Source organism: Geothrix rubra, from assembly GCF_030268065.1.
GTDB lineage: Bacteria > Acidobacteriota > Holophagae > Holophagales > Holophagaceae > Geothrix > Geothrix rubra.
On sequence record NZ_BSDD01000001.1, the window covers coordinates 788122 to 801232 of the forward strand.

Consider the following 13111-nt stretch of genomic DNA (forward strand, 5'->3'; position numbering starts at 1 on the left):
GAAACGGACCGCCTTCACGGCGCCAGCGTCCAGCCCCGCATGCCCGGCCAGTAGCCGAAGGGCTGGCCCAGGGGATTGAACGCCACCCCGCGAAGGCCTGGGCTCGCGATGTACCGGGTGACGTTGTAGGTCAGGGGGATCACCGGGCGGTCCCGCCACAGGATGTCGGCGATGCGGCGGTAGATCCGCTTCCGCGCCTCCGGATCCACGGTGTGCTGGCCCGCATCGAACAGGCGGTCCACTTCCGGGTTCAGGTAGGCGCTGACGTTGGCCCCGCTGTGGAGGCCATCCTTCGTGAAGAGCGGGCTGTCGTCGTTCGGGTCCAGACCCGTGGTCCACCCGTAGCTCCAGAAATCCCCGACGTGGGCCGCCGACTTCCGGCCCAGCTCGTCGAAGGACACCGGCCGGATCTCGATCCGCATCCCGACTTTCGCGGCGCGGGCCACCAGGAGGTGGGTCACGCTGTGCAGGCCGGCCTCCTGCTGCTCGTAGGCCACGAGGTCCAGGGTACGACCCGCGGCGTCATGGCGGAGTCCATCGGCCCCCATCCGCCAGCCGGCAGCGTCCAGGAGGGCCCGGGCGCGGCTGAGGCGCGGCAGGGGACGCGGGGTGGGGTCGTAGGCCCAGCCTTCCGGGGGCCAGAAGGAGGTGGCCAGACGGGTCCCGAAGAATTGCCGGCCGCGGGACAGCTGTTCCCAGGGCACCAGCTCCGCCAGGGCCTGCCGGAGGCGCACGTCCCCCAGCAGGCTCCGCTTCGGATCGCAATTGAGGAAGAAGGCGTTGAACGCCGCCTGGGGGGCCGCGTAGGCCCGCAGCACCCCGCCCAGGATGGCCCCGTGGCGCACCAGGTAATGGCTCAGGGAGCCCACGGGACACAGCTGGAGGTCGCCGGCCACCAGGGCCTCGCGGACCTGCTTGAGGGCGGTGATGCTCTTGAGCTCGAAGGCCGGCCAGGCGCCCGGGTGGGGCCCATGGTACCCGCCCCACCGCTCCAGCCGGACCTCCGTCTTCGTGGCCTGTCCCACCACGCGGTAGGGACCCGAACCCACGGGGGCGAAGTTGACGGGGGCCGACTCGGGACTGGACCCCATGAGGTAGTGGCGTCGCGGGACGGGAATGAAGTTGTAGAGATCCGACATCAGCGTGCCCCTCGGTTCGGCCAGGTCGATCCTGACCGTGAGCGGGCCCACCGCTTCCAGGCGATCCAGGCTGCGCACCCCGGGGACCGTGTCCGCGATCGCCCGCACCTGGGGCAGCCTGAGCATCCGCCAGGTGAAGACCAGATCCTCGGCCTCGATGGGGCTGCCATCCTGCCAGGTCAGCCCGGGTCGCAGGTGGAGCAGGACCTCCCGCCCTCCCCGGCGGATCTCCCAGCCCTGGAGCAGCTCCGGGATGAACTGTCCGTGGTCATCCAGCGTCACCAGGCGATCGAAGAGCAGGTCGAGCACCTGCACATCCGTGTCCCGGGCCACCAGCAGCGGATTCAGGGTGGTCCAATCGTCCAGACCGACGCGGATGGGCTCCGCAGCCCGGAGCGTGAGCACCGCGCAGAGGATGAGCAGCATGGACCGGAGACGCGCCATGCCCTTTCCATCGGCAGATCCCCGCCCGTGGTGAGTTCAGAAGGCCAGGGAACCCTTCTCCACCAGGTCCACCAGGGCCTCGGCCATCCGCTGGCCCGCCTTGGGAGGGGTCTCCACGATGGTGCCCACCAGCTTCTGGCCCCCGCCCGGCTGGAGGGCGAAAAGGTAGAAGGTGGGCACCCGGTTCACCGGCTGGGGCGGGCAGCCCTTGGGCCAGGCCGAGGCCTCCAGCTTCTTGTCCCGGTACACGCCCAGGTAGTGCACCTCGATGAAGGGATTGGGATCCGATTCGAGCGCCAGCAGGTCCGGCAGTTCCCGCTGGCTGTCGCCGCACCAGGAGCCGAACACGGCCACCAGGGTGAGCGGCTGTTTCACGGCCTTCCAGCGGGCGCGGAGGGCGTCCGGAACCTGCGCCGCCGCGGTGGCATCCCGGAAGACCGCCCGGTGGGCCAGGATGGCCGGGCGGGTGGTGGCCCCCAGCAGGAGGGGCTGGTGGTCCTTCGCGTCGCAGGGGAGCTCTCCGGCCTTGGCCGGGGGAACCATGGGTGGGGGCGTGGCGGGCTGGGCCCCGAGCAGGGTGGCCGTGAGCAGGGTTGCCGTGAGCGGGAAGGCGGATGTCATGGGCGGCTCCTGGGGCCCATGCTACTCCCGCGATAAACTTGACTCAATCACTCAGGAATACTAGGCTGAGCCTGGAGTTGTCCCGTGAAGATCTCGGCCCGAGGCAGGTACAGCATGCAGGCCCTGTTCGACCTGGCCCACCACAGCCACGGCCAGCCGGTCCCCCTCCACGTCATCGCCGAACGCCAGAAGCTCTCCCTGCCCTTCCTGGAGCAGATCTTCAACAAGCTCAAGAAGGCCGGCATCGTGGCCAGCGTGCGCGGCCCCAAGGGTGGCTACATCCTCACGCGCCCCTGCAACCAGGTCAGCGTGGGCGAGGTGCTGCGCCTCACGGACAGCAGCTTCTATGCCGCCGCCAAGGAGGATCCCCAGAGCGCGAATCGGGTCCTGATGGCCGACGAGAAGATGAGCCGCATGCTCTGGAACCGGCTGTCCGACCACATCTCCGCCTTCATGGAGAAGGTCACCTTCGCGGACCTCTGCTCCGAGACGGACAGCAACACCTGCCCGGACTGCACCTGCCCGGAGTACGTGAAGGACGTCCAGGGCCAGATCACGCGGGGCGAGCGCCGAGCCTGCGGCGTCATGTGAGTTAATGCTGTCCAAGGGGGACCGCCCGGCCCTGCGGGCCTCTGCGTCCCCCCTTGGAACCCCCGCCTCGAAGTCGGGCGAAGCCCTCCTTCGATGCCCTTTCCTAGATGGTTACGCGTGAGCAACCCCTGCGCCCTTCCCAGCCTGGCCCTGCCCCCGACCGAGGCTGACCTCCAGGCGCTGCCCCGGCTGGAGCGGAAGCTCGCCCGTCGCGTGGGCGAGACCAATGCCGCCTACAGGCTGATCGAGGATGGCGACCGCATTCTCGTGGCCGTGAGCGGCGGCAAAGATTCATGGGCCCTGCTGGACATCCTGGAGCGCCTGCGCAAGCGGGCCCCGGTGACCTTCGCCGTGGAGGCCGTCACGGTGGATCCCGGCTTCCCCCAGTTCAACCCCGATCCCATCGCCGAGACCTGCGAGCGCCTGGGCGTGCCGCACCACATCATCCCGGCGCCCATCGACAAGATGGTGCGCACCAAGCCGGAAGAGCTGCCCTGCATCATCTGCTCGCGGTTGCGGCGGGGCGTGCTCTACTCCTTCGCCAAGCAGCACGGCCACTCGAAGATCGCCCTGGGCCACCACCTGGACGACCTGCTGGAGACGCTGCTCATCAACCTTTTCTTCGAGGGGCGCCTCAGCACCATGCCCCTGCGCCTGGTGAGCGACGACGGCGCCAACACCGTCATCCGGCCCCTGGGCACCTGCGAGGAGAAGGACCTGCAGCGCTACGCCTGGCTGCGCGGTTTCCCCATCGTGCCCTGCGGCTGTCCCCTCTGCGGCTGCTCAAGCCTGGAGAGCCGCCGCAAGCAGGTGAAGGAGCTCATCGCCGCCATGGAGCCCAGCATCCCCCGTCTCAAGGCCTCCATGCTCGGCGCCATGGGCAACGTGAAGCTGAGCCACCTGCTGGACCTGAACCTCGGCGCCCTCAGCGCCAGGGGCGTGGACGAAGCCGTGGAGCGGCTGGGCTAACCGGAACGCTGCCCGGCGCACAGCCCGTCCATCATCAGCTGCCACACGTCGTTGTACGCCGTGTCGATGGCCGGATCGGCCCACTCGGCCGCGTGGGCCGGGTGGTGGAACCGTGACGTGGCGGACAGCACTGCCCGGCCGGCGGCCACGGGGTCGACCTTGCGGAACGTGCCTTCCTCCACGCCGGCGCGGATGACCATCGCGGTCAGCCCAACCAACTCGTCCACGTGGGTGGCGACCGCGGACTTGGCGCCGCCCACCAGCGTCCGGTAGGCGGCGAGCAGTTCCGGGTCGTCGGCGGCCCGGCGGCGCTTGACGGAGATCAGCGCGTCGAAGAGCTGCCGCAACCGCTGTGGGGCCGGGCCTGGCCGAGCGGCGATGGCTCGTAACGGGGCCATGATTCCTTCCAACCACCGGCCGATGATCAGATCCCTCAGTTCGGCCTTGTTCGCCACGTGCCGGTAGACGGCCGCATGGCTCACGCCCAGGGCTCGGGCCACGTCCACCACGGTCGCCTTGGCCGGGCCGAAGCGGCGGAGGACGTCCTCGGCCGCGACCAGGATCTGCTCGCGGGTGAGCGGGGCATCAGCGGGGGGCATGGGAGCCTCTCGACACGTGGGCTCCCACTCCCGGAAATCCTGGAGCGGGGAGCAGAGAACCTGCCTCCATCAGTGCCCCCCCGCCACTGGCGGAGAGTCGATGCCATCCAACTCCGCCAGGGTTGCCGGCGACAGCTTCAACTGCCCGGCGGCCAAGTTCTCGCGGAGGTGGACAACCGACGAGGTGCCAGGGATCAACAGGATGTTGGGAGACCGGTGCAGCAGCCACGCAAGCGCCACCTGCATCGGCGTGGCCCCGAGCCGGGTCGCGACATCCGACAGTGTGGACGACTGCAGCGGCGTGAACCCGCCGAGCGGGAAGAATGGCACGTACGGGATCCCCTGCCGGGCCAGGTCGTCGATCAGGGCGTCGTCGTGGCGGCAGGCCAGGTTGTAGTTGTTCTGCACGCATACGATGTCGGTGATCGCCTGTGCCTCGGCGATCTGGGCGGCCGTGACGTTGCTCAGGCCGATGTGGCGGATCAGTCCCTTGCGCCGGAGGTCGGCCAGCACCTCCACCTGTTTGGCGATCGATCCCTCCTTGGGGCCGTGGACCGATCCCATCGCGCGGTAGTTGACGATGTCGAGCGCGTCCAGGCCCAGGTTGCGGAGGTTGTCATGGACGGCGGCGGTCAGGTCTTCGGGGGAGATGGCTGGCTGCCACGACTTGTCAGACGGCCGGCGGGCTCCAAGCTTGGTGACGATCACCAGTCCCTCTGGGTACGGATGAAGGGCCTTCCGGATGATCCTATTGGTAACGTGCGGGCCGTAGAAGTCGGCCGTGTCGATATGGTTCACGCCAGCCGCGACGGCCTCGCGGAGGACGGAGATGGCGCCGTCCGGGTTCTTGGGCGGCCCCCACACGCCGGGGCCGGCCAATTGCATCGCGCCGTAGCCTATCCGTTGGACCGTCAATGACGTCGCGGGGAAGACGAACCGGCCGCCGAGCTTGGCTTCACTCATGGGAATTGCTCCTTTCCTGTGCTGACACGAACACACAGGAGAGGATAGGCAACAAGTTACAAAAGTCAAATATTGAAACCTGTAACCCGGAAAAGCCACAAACCATAGCTAATCCAGTCCCAGCCACAGCCCCTTGAGGTAGAACCCCTCGGGGTGGTTGAGCGCATAGGGATGGTCCGCGGGCTGGCCCAGGTGGGCGAGGACGCGGGCTTCCCGGCCGGCCTCGAGGAGGGCGGTCCAGACGGCCTCCTGGAAGCGGGCGCGGTCCAGGTGCTGGCTGCAGGAGAAGACCCACAGCAGGCCGCCGGGGGCGGTGGCGCGGGCGCCGAGGCGGAAGACATCCTTGTAGGCCTTGAAAGCCTTGTCCACGTCCTTGCGCTGCTTGGCGAAGGCCGGCGGGTCCACGATGACGCGGTCCCAGGCACCCGGTTCCAGCTGCCGCATCAGCTCGAAGGCATCGCCCTCCAGGCGCAGGTGGGCGGCGGGATCCAGGCCGTTGGCGGCCCAGTCGCGCTCGGCCTGGTCCAGGGCCGGGGCGCTGATGTCGAGCGTGGCCACTTCGGTCGCGCCGCCCAGGCCGGCGTGGATGCTGAAGCCGCCGGTGTAGCCGAAGGCGTTGAGCACCCGGCAGCCCTCGGCGTGGGACCCCACCTGCAGCCGGTGGGCCCGCTGGTCCAGGAAGAAGCCCGTCTTCTGGCCGCGCAGCAGGTCCACGCTGAGCTTCGCCGCGCCCTCATGCACCGTCACGGGTCCCGCCAGGCTGCCCTTCAGCAGGCGGTTCACGGGGTCCAGCCCCTCCTCGCGGCGGCCGGACTGGCTGCGCTCCACGAAGGCCGTGAGGCCCTCGCGCTTCGCGATCTCCCACAGCACGGGCCACCAGGCATCCCGCAGGGCCTCCAGGCCCGCCGTCCCCACCTGGATCACCAGGGCGTGGGCGTAGCGGTCCACCACCAGGCCCGGCAGGCCATCGCCCTCGCCGAAGACCCAGCGGCAGCCGCCCTGGGGATCCCAGAGGTCCAGGGTCTTCCGCAGGGCCAGGGCCGATTCGAAGCGGGCGCGGAAGAAGGCCTGGTCCAGGGGGCCGTCGTCGAAGCGGAAGATCCGCGCCGCCAGGGGGTTCGTGGCGCTGGCGGTGCCCACGCCCAGCACGCTCCCTGAATCGTCCGCCACGCGCACCACGGGCGCCTGGGCCGGGGCCGCCTGGGCCCCACTGTAGATCCAGGGGTGCCGCTTGGAGAGCAGGGCCTCCTTGCCGGGCTTGAGGCGGAGCAGCGGGTAGGGCCAGCGCGGGGTGTCCATGGATCCAGGGTACCCTGGGGCGATGCGCACCGTCGTCCTTCTCGCCTCCCTCCTGCTGGCCCAGGTCCGGATCCCCGCGGCCCAGCCTCCCGTGGCGGAACCCGGGCCGGTGCTCGTCATCAGCGAGGATGGCCTGGGCGCCGACGAGTTCCGGCCGGACACCATGCCGCGGATGTGGGCCCTCGCGGAAGCGGGCCGCCGCGGCGCCGTGCTGCCCCCCTTCCCCGCCACGACCTTCAACGGCCACGTGACCCTGGCCACGGGCTGCTGGCCCGAGCACCACGGCGTGGTGGCCAATGCCTACGTCGAGCCCTCGGACCACCACCTGGTCCGGGCCGCCTCCCGCGTGGAGGACATTCAGCGGGAGCCCCTCTGGGTGGCCGCCACCCGCAGCGGCGTGCGCACGGCGGTGTACCACTGGGTGGGAGCCACCGGCCCCTGGCAGGGCGTCTCCCCCTGGCGCATGCAGGCCTTCCGCCTGGGCCACCCCGACACCGAGGGCATGGCCTGGTGCGAGTCGGCCCTGGCGGACGGCGCGAAGTTGGTGATGGCCTACCTCTCCGGCACCGATGAGGAGGGCCACCTGCACGGTCCCGGCAGCGCGGAGGTGAAGGCCAAGCTGAAGCAGCTGGATGATGAGCTGGCCCCCTGGCTCACGCGGCTGAGGGCCGAACATCCCGGTCTGCGCGTCCTCCTCACCGCGGACCACGGCATGGCGCCCATGCGCCACCGCATCTCCCTGCCGGAGGTGCTGGAGGGCCTCCCGGTGGAGCTGATCACCCACGGCGGCAGCGCCTACGTCTACCTCCAGCGGCCGGCGGATGCGCCGCGCGCCGCGGCCCGTCTGCGGAAGGCCGGCCTCACGGTGTGGCCCCGCGCCGAGGTGCCCGCCCGCTACCACCTGGGGGGGAGCGCCCGCGTGGGCGACCTCGTGGTGCTGGCGCCCGAGGGCACCTGGCTCTCCCAGGCCCGTACCGCCCGCGAGGCCGCGACCGAACGCCACGGCCGAGCCGGAGCCCACGCCTACGTGCCGGAGGTCGCCGCCATGCGGGCCTGGCTCGTGGTGCTGGGCGACGGCCGGGGCCCCCTGGCCGACGTCCCCGCCTGGGACGTGGCCCCGACGGTGGCGCAGTGGCTGGGCATCCGCTGGGGCCAGGCCCCGGACGGACACGCCGTCGGCACGCTGCTGGAACCCTCCAGGTAGGACCCTACTGGATCGTGGCGTCCTGGATCAGCACCGGCTTCGCGGGCAGGGCCGGGAAATCGCTCCGGGCGTGGCTGATCTTCACGTGGGCGATGCGGTCCACCACGTCCATGCCCTGCACCACCTTGCCGAAGACGCAGTAGCCCCAGGTGTTGCCATCCTTCCTGCTCTTGAAGTCGAGGGAGGGGTTGTTCACCAGGTTGATGTAGAACTCGGCGGTGGCGCTGTCGGGATCCCCCGTGCGGGCCATGGCCAGGGTGCCGCGGTGGTTCAGGAGTCCCGCGGCCTTGGAACGGTCCGCCTCGTTGGGGATGGGCGCCTCGGTCCGCTTCTTCCCCAGGTAGTCCACGTAGCCGCCACCCTGGATCATGAAGCCCGGGATCACGCGGTGGAAGATCGTGCCCTTGTACTGGCCCTTCCGGACGTACTTCAGGAAGTTCTCCACGGTCTTCGGCGCCGCCTGGGGTTCCAGCTCGAGCACGATCACGCCCATGGAGGTGGTGAGCTTCACCCGTGGTTTCGGGGCCGCGAACAGGGCCACGGCGGCGAGGGACAGGAGGCAGACGAGGGCGCGGCGCATGCGGAACTCCCGGAGGACCGCCCCAGCTTAGCGCGGAGGCTCAGTAGGCGTGGAGCGCCTTGGCCAGTGCATCCCGCTGTCCCTTGAACCCCGACTCGTCGCGGGCCTGGAGGATCTGCGCCCGGGCCGCCTCGGTCTGGCCCAGTCGGAGCAGCGCCTGGGCCCGCATGAGGGCCACCCAGCCCCGCTGGGCCGTGGCGGGCTTCAGGGGATAGAGGGCCAGGGCCCCACGGGTGTCTCCAGACTGGAAGCGGAGGTCGGCCACCAGGATCGACAGGGGTTCCCGGGCCGCCTCCTTCTCGGGCGCATGGGCCAGCCAGCCCTCGGCCTCCTTCAGGCGCTGGGCCTGGGTCTCCCCCGGGGCCAGGGGCCGCTGGAGGAGCTGCGTCACGAGGCCCACCCGCTCGGCTCCGGGCCGCACTCGGGTCAGGGAAGCGCGGAGCCGCGCCCAGTCCCCCCGTGCCGCCTCGGCCTGGGCCCGCTGCAGCGCTTCGTCCGGGGTCCCTCCCGAGGCCGGGAGGAGGCGCAGGACCGCCAGGGACTGGGCCTCGGGATCGGCCTTCGCCAGCGCCGCCTTGCGGAGGGCGGCTCGCTCCTTCGCCGGGGCCTCCGGCAGCAGGTCCGGCAATGTGGCCAGCAGCCCCTGGGCGGCCAGCAGTTCCACCACGCCCCGCCGCTGCTTCGGGTCCAGGGCCCCGAAGGCGCCGGGCTTGAGCCGCGCCAGCAGCTCGCCGGCATAGCCCTTCTCGAGACGCTGGTCCACCCAGGCACCCCAGGCCCGCTTCCACAGGGTCTGCACCTCAGGCTGCCCCCGGCGCCAGACCGGCTCCATCCGATCCACCAGATCGAGGGCATCCTCCCACATGGCTTTCGAGGCCAGCAGCCGGAGCTCCACCAGCTGGGCCCGCCCCTTGGGCAGGCCCTTCCCGCCCTTGCGGATCTCGGCCAGCAGGGACTCGGCGGTGGGCAGATCCTTGCCATTGGGCAGGCTGCCGTCGGTGAGGAGGTTCGCCAGGGCCAGCCGCGCGTCATCCGCCTCGGGGGCCCTCGGGTGGTCCCGGATGAGCCTTTGCAGGACCTCGGCCGAGTCCTTGGCGGCCCCGGACCGCCCGAGGAGCTGGCCGTACGCCAGCTCCACCCTCGGGAGGAGGGGGCTGGCGGGATAGGCATCGGTCAGCGACTTCCGCACCCCCTCGGCCTGCTCCCGCTCGCCGGCGGCGCACAGCACCTCGGCCATGGCAGCCAGCCCCCGCTCGGAGGGCTTCTCCTGGGCCGCCATGGGCTGGAGGGCCTGCACGATGGGCAGTCCCTCCAGGGGCCGGCCCTGCTGGACCAGGGTCCAGAGCATCAGCTCCTGGGCCCTCCGCTTCTGTTCGGCGGGGATCTCCGCGGCCAGGGCGCGGTGGAGGCGGGTCTCGGCTTCGGGATACCGGTTCTGGGCGACGGCATCCTGGGCCAGGATGACCTGGGCTTCGGCCGTATAGGGGGACCGCGGCCACTGCTTCTCGAGCTTCCGGAGCGATACGGCGGCCCCGCCCAGGTTGCCGAGCCGGGCCTCCAGCACCCCCTGGGCGTAGAGGACCCCTTCCCGCTCGGGCGCCTTGCTGGACCGGAAGGCGTGGCTCCGCAATCGCGCGAGCACCGCCCGGATGGAGGCCGGATCCTGGGCCGAGAGCGCGCCCCTGGCCAGTTCCGCGGCCTGGGCATCGGTCATGCGCCCCTGGGGCAGGCCCGCCCGCGGGGGTTCCGCGGGCCGGGCCGGCGCGGCTGCCAGCGCCAGGAGGACCGCCAGTGCCCCCGGATGTCCGGGCCAGCTCATGTCAGCCACCGCGAGAGGAGGCTCTTCTTCGCCTGCTCGAACTCCTCGTCCGAGAGCAGGCCCTTGGCCTTGAGGGTGGCCATGCGCTCCAGGTCCGCCAGGGGGTCCGCCGCCGGGGCCTGCGCGGGGCTCGCCGGCGTGATCTGGTTCGCCAGGATCTCCATCCGTCCCAGGGTGGTCTCCAGGCGCTCCGCCCGTTCCGTGAGCTCCTTCACCCGGGCCCGCAGCTCGTCCCGCTCGTGGGCCAGGGTCCGGCGCTCCATCAGGCGCCGCAGGGTGTTCCGGAACTGATCGATCTGCATGGGCTTGGTGACGAAGTCGAAGGCCCCGATCTCCATGGCCTCCGTGGCCTCGCGCACGCTCCCGAAGCCGGTGAGCACCAGCACCGTGCAGCTCGGATTCATCTTGAGGGCCATCTTGAGGACATCCATCCCCGACTTGCCCGGCATCACCAGGTCGGTGATGACGAGGTCGAAGGGGGGGTGCGCCTCCTTGAGGATCTTCTCGGCGGCCTCGCCCGTGGCGGCCGTGGTCACCTGGAACCCCTCGCCCTGGAGCAGCGTGGAGAGCGTCTCCCGGGGCATGGGGTCATCGTCCACCAGCAGGAGGCTCGGGGAAGGCATCTGGGGAGGGACGATGGGTCGGGTCAAGGAAGGGGCCCCACGGGAAGGTTGTCACCACTCTTTCGGATCATTGTGCCCGGCCCTGGAGCCCTGGGGGGGTTCAGGCGGCCCCCCGCAGCCGGTACACGAAGGCGAGCACCTGGGCCACGGCCTGGTAGAGGTCCCGGGGGATGGCCTTGTCCACCTGGACCGTACGGTAGAGGGCCCGGGCCAGCTCAGGGCGTTCCAGGGTGGGGACGCCGGCCTCGCGGGCCCTCTCGCGGATCTTCAGGGCGAGGTGGTCCAGGCCCTTGGCCACGCAGACAGGGGCGGCAGTCTTGTCGTCGTACCGGAGGGCCACGGCCACGTGGGTCGGGTTGGTCACCACCACCGTGGCCTTGGGCACCTCGGCCAGCATGCGCTTCCGGGCCGCGGCCATCATGATGGACTTCTGCTGCCGCTTCACCTCGGGGTTGCCCTCCGCATCCTTGAACTCGTCCTTCACCTCCTGCTTGGTCATGCGGATGCTCTTCTCCCAGCTGTGGCGCTGCCAGGCGAAGTCCGCCAGGGCCAGCAGGAACATGGCGATCAGGACATCGCGGTAGAGGGCGAAGAGGGTGGCCTGGAAGATGTCCAGCGCCTGGCCCAGGGGCAGTTTGAGGGTGCCCAGCAGATCCGGCACGCGGGGCGCCAGCACGGCGTAGGCCACCCAGGCGAGAAGGGTGAATTTCAGCAAGCTCTTGAGCAGGTCCATGGCCGCCCGGGCGGAGAAGATCCGCTTGAACCCCTGGGCCGGATTGAGCCGATCGAACTTCGGCCCCAGGGGCTTGGCGCTGAAGCTGAAGCCCCGCTGGGCGAAGCCGGCGGCGAGGGCCACCCCGAGGTTCAGGGCCAGGAACGGCAGCACGACCCGCGCGAGGATCTGGAGGACGTCCCGGAGCAGCGTGAGGCGGTTCCCCTCCGCCAGCGCGCCGGGCAGCGCCTTCCCCAGGAAGTAGGCCACCTGCTGGCCGAGCAGGGCCACGGTGGCACTGCCGAGGCCCAGGAAGAGGAACAGGTTGCCCCAGAGGAGGATGGCCGCATCGAAATCGGGGCTGCGGGGAACCGAGCCCTCCTCCCGGGCCTTCTGCCTGCGTTTGGGGGTCGCCTTCTCCGTGCGATCGGGTTCGTTGGCCATGGCCCAGCCGCCCCTAGCCCAGCAGCCGGAGGGCGATGCGGGGGGCCCGTTCGAACAGCGGTACCAGCCACGGTGCCAGCTCCCGGAGCAGGAGCCCGAGGATGATCATCCCGAGGGCGATCTTGAGCGGGAAGCTCAGCTGCAGCAGCTGGAGCTGGGGCATGAACTTCCCGGAAATGCCGAGGATCAGGTCCACGAGGAAGAGCACCGCCAGCACGGGGAAGGCCAGCTGGAAGCCCTTGGCCAGGAGCTGCCCCAGCAGGAGGACCAGGCCCATGGCCTGGAGCGGCACGCCCTGGCCCATGGGCGCCACCCGGTAGCTGTCCACCAGGGCCAGGATCATCTGGTGGTGGAGGCCCATCACGAAGATCAGCACCGAGGCCATCTGCACCAGGAAGGAGCCCGACACCGAGGTGGTCTGGGCCGTGGCGGGATCCAGGAACTGCACGAAGGAGAAGCCCATCTGCGTGTCCATCAGGGCGCCGGCGAAGGCCACGGCCTCGATGATCCAGGCCACCACCGTGCCCAGCAGGAGGCCCACGGCCAGTTCCGAGGCCATGAGGGCGATCAGGGCCGGGACGCCTGAGGGCAGCGTCGCGGGGACAGGCACCACCGGCACGAGGATGGTGGCCAGCACCGCCGCCAGGGCCGCACGCAGCTGGAGCGGAAGCTGGTCGGCCCCCAGCACGGGGAAGGCCGCCAGCAGGCCCGTGACCCGCGTGAGCACCAGCATCCAGAGCACGACCCGGTCGGCCGTGAAGGCCCATACCGCCAGGTTCGACAGGGTGGGCGTCATGCCGGACCTACGGCATCTGCCGGATGACGGAATTGAAGTCCGTGAACATGTGGGTGGTGAAGGCCACCAGGACGTGGACCATCCACGGGAAGGCCAGGGCCACCACGACCATCACCGCCACGATCTTCGGCACGAAGGCGATGGTCTGGTCCTGCAGGCTCGTCACCACCTGGAAGATGGAGATCAGCAACCCCACCACCAGCGACACCAGCAGCGCGGGGCCAGCCACAAGGAGGGCGGTCTTGAGGGCCTCTTTCCCGATCTGAGCGATGATCAGCTCGTTCATGGGCGCACTCCGTTCTTCCGGC

At 70.4% G+C, this 13111-nt stretch carries 14 protein-coding genes; 3 read left to right on the plus strand and 11 right to left on the minus strand.

The window, feature by feature from the left end; genetic code table 11:
- Nucleotides 1–14 precede the first annotated feature (14 nt).
- Both QSJ33_RS03540 and QSJ33_RS03545 read right to left on the minus strand, forming a co-directional pair.
- The gene (locus QSJ33_RS03540; protein ID WP_285722982.1) at nt 15–1583 is read right to left on the minus strand and encodes an ABC transporter substrate-binding protein; all 1569 of its coding nucleotides are present in this window, start codon (nt 1581–1583) and stop codon (nt 15–17) included.
- Nucleotides 1584–1619: 36 nt separating this feature from the next.
- The gene (locus QSJ33_RS03545; RefSeq protein WP_285722984.1) at nt 1620–2204 is read right to left on the minus strand and encodes a thioredoxin domain-containing protein; all 585 of its coding nucleotides are present in this window, start codon (nt 2202–2204) and stop codon (nt 1620–1622) included.
- A gap of 84 nt (nt 2205–2288) precedes the next feature.
- Here QSJ33_RS03545 and QSJ33_RS03550 point away from each other — a divergent pair, with 84 nt between their 5' ends.
- Both QSJ33_RS03550 and ttcA read left to right on the plus strand, forming a co-directional pair.
- Nucleotides 2289–2795, plus strand: a complete 507-nt coding sequence (locus QSJ33_RS03550) for an Rrf2 family transcriptional regulator (RefSeq protein ID WP_285722985.1) — start codon at nt 2289–2291, stop codon at nt 2793–2795.
- Between the two features lie 117 nt (nt 2796–2912).
- Complete coding sequence (ttcA, locus tag QSJ33_RS03555; protein ID WP_285722987.1) at nt 2913–3764, plus strand: tRNA 2-thiocytidine(32) synthetase TtcA; 852 nt, start codon at nt 2913–2915, stop codon at nt 3762–3764.
- Here ttcA and QSJ33_RS03560 read toward each other — a convergent pair.
- The 3 genes from QSJ33_RS03560 to QSJ33_RS03570 form a co-directional block, all read right to left on the minus strand.
- Nucleotides 3761–4363, minus strand: coding sequence for a TetR family transcriptional regulator (locus tag QSJ33_RS03560; protein WP_285722990.1), 603 nt, complete (start codon nt 4361–4363; stop codon nt 3761–3763). The genes ttcA and QSJ33_RS03560 overlap by 4 nt on opposite strands.
- A 69-nt stretch (nt 4364–4432) precedes the next feature.
- Nucleotides 4433–5326 carry an aldo/keto reductase family oxidoreductase gene (locus tag QSJ33_RS03565; protein WP_285722992.1) on the minus strand — a complete coding sequence of 298 codons (894 nt, stop codon included), beginning with the start codon at nt 5324–5326 and terminating at the stop codon, nt 4433–4435.
- A 108-nt stretch (nt 5327–5434) separates the two neighbouring features.
- Complete coding sequence (locus QSJ33_RS03570; RefSeq protein ID WP_285722994.1) at nt 5435–6625, minus strand: class I SAM-dependent rRNA methyltransferase; 1191 nt, start codon at nt 6623–6625, stop codon at nt 5435–5437.
- 22 nt (nt 6626–6647) lie between these two features.
- Here QSJ33_RS03570 and QSJ33_RS03575 point away from each other — a divergent pair, with 22 nt between their 5' ends.
- A complete protein-coding gene (locus QSJ33_RS03575; protein ID WP_285722995.1) occupies nt 6648–7829 on the plus strand; it encodes an alkaline phosphatase family protein in 1182 nt (393 codons plus the stop codon).
- A 4-nt stretch (nt 7830–7833) separates the two neighbouring features.
- On the opposite strand, the gene QSJ33_RS03580 is transcribed toward QSJ33_RS03575, so the two are convergent.
- The 6 genes from QSJ33_RS03580 to fliQ all read right to left on the minus strand — a co-directional run bounded on the left by QSJ33_RS03580 (nt 7834) and on the right by fliQ (nt 13089).
- Nucleotides 7834–8409, minus strand: coding sequence for a peptidylprolyl isomerase (locus tag QSJ33_RS03580; RefSeq protein WP_285722997.1), 576 nt, complete (start codon nt 8407–8409; stop codon nt 7834–7836).
- Between the two features lie 40 nt (nt 8410–8449).
- Entirely contained in the window at nt 8450–10228 is a 1779-nt protein-coding gene (locus QSJ33_RS03585) for a tetratricopeptide repeat protein (protein WP_285723000.1), read from the minus strand.
- A complete protein-coding gene (locus tag QSJ33_RS03590; RefSeq protein ID WP_285723001.1) occupies nt 10225–10878 on the minus strand; it encodes a response regulator in 654 nt (217 codons plus the stop codon). Before QSJ33_RS03590 ends, QSJ33_RS03585 begins: the two co-directional genes overlap by 4 nt.
- 73 nt (nt 10879–10951) lie before the next feature.
- Entirely contained in the window at nt 10952–12007 is a 1056-nt protein-coding gene (gene flhB / locus QSJ33_RS03595; protein ID WP_285723003.1) for a flagellar biosynthesis protein FlhB, read from the minus strand.
- A gap of 13 nt (nt 12008–12020) precedes the next feature.
- Nucleotides 12021–12803: a flagellar biosynthetic protein FliR gene (locus QSJ33_RS03600; protein WP_285723004.1), complete on the minus strand. Its 783-nt coding sequence runs from the start codon at nt 12801–12803 to the stop codon at nt 12021–12023.
- A 7-nt stretch (nt 12804–12810) separates the two neighbouring features.
- Entirely contained in the window at nt 12811–13089 is a 279-nt protein-coding gene (gene fliQ, locus QSJ33_RS03605; RefSeq protein ID WP_285723005.1) for a flagellar biosynthesis protein FliQ, read from the minus strand.
- Nucleotides 13090–13111 lie beyond the last annotated feature (22 nt).